This is a genomic window from Mesorhizobium sp. M3A.F.Ca.ET.175.01.1.1 (assembly GCF_004791945.1).
Lineage (GTDB): Bacteria > Pseudomonadota > Alphaproteobacteria > Rhizobiales > Rhizobiaceae > Mesorhizobium.
In genome coordinates this window covers 1-288 of record NZ_SRTP01000386.1, presented here as the reverse complement: position 1 = coordinate 288, position 288 = coordinate 1, and the positions used below count along the sequence as shown (strand labels likewise).

1 protein-coding gene is annotated in these 288 nt (G+C 66.7%); it reads right to left on the bottom strand.

Annotated features, from left to right (window positions below):
- Positions 1 to 288: DUF2125 domain-containing protein (locus tag EN818_RS32095; RefSeq protein WP_135906765.1), on the bottom strand; the 288-nt coding region annotated here is incomplete at both ends.

The window sequence follows — 288 nt, the reverse complement described above, 5'->3', positions numbered from 1 at the left end:
ATCGGTCTGGCCGTTGAGCCCTTCGGCCTGCAGCGACACGCTCCTCGGCAGCGGCCACGACACTTTGACCTTCGCCTGCAACTGGTCCCAGTCGATCCAGAGCGGCGGCATGCCAGGCGCCATCGTTCGCAGCGGCCCGCGCAGGTCAGCGACCGGCGACAAGGGGCCGGTGATCGCGGCGACGGCATTGAAGCTTCCAGTGGAGGCGGCGACCCTCCGGGCGTCGTCCTCGTAGGCGATATTGTCGCAGGAGACCGTGAAGCTAATCGGATAGCCACTGACGGTGAG